1 protein-coding gene is annotated in these 624 nt (G+C 48.6%); it reads left to right on the forward strand.

The window, feature by feature from the left end; translation table 11 throughout:
- Positions 1 to 582 (forward strand): TraU family protein (locus R8N49_RS28315; RefSeq protein WP_318190592.1); only part of this gene is annotated, 582 nt, incomplete at its 5' end.
- Between the last annotated feature and the right edge of the window lie 42 nt (positions 583 to 624).

Here is a 624-nt window from a genome sequence, read left to right on the forward strand (position 1 = left end):
TTTCCTCTGTTGGTGATGCTCGATTTATTTATTAAGCAGACCTGTAATGCTGATGGGTATATGGATCTCGACATCATGTACATGTCGGAGCTCGACCCGACCTGGAACAATGATGAGCTCGCTTTTTTTACCAATCCAGAGGCGGCGGCAGTAGCAAACCCAATTGCGGCGGCTGCGTGTACTGCTGATGCTGTCTCATCAACCGCTGGAAAACCTTTAAAACAGCTTTTCTGGTGTGCTGGTTCATGGGGCACCCTGTATCCATTTAGTGGCAACCAGAATGGTGGAAAAGGTGTTATCCGCGATAGCAGTCTTCTTAGCACAAGGGTTCTGGCTGCTTTGCATCGCCGGGGGTTAGCGTGGAAGACAATGGGTTCTGAGGCTATGTGTAGAGGTGTTATTAGCCCAACACTACCCAAAACGCAGTACAAATTCACGCTATTGCATCCGGTTCCAGAGACAAACTCATCTCACGTAATTGGCGAATCCACTCTTACGTGGGGTCTGGCGCGAACTATACCGGCAATTGGGCAAGACCCTATTTACACCATCTGGCGATGGAATGATTGCTGTAACAATTGAGCAGACCCTAACGAATTTGCACGGGCATTTTAGATTATGCCC

This window comes from Vibrio sp. 1978 (genome assembly GCF_033344345.1).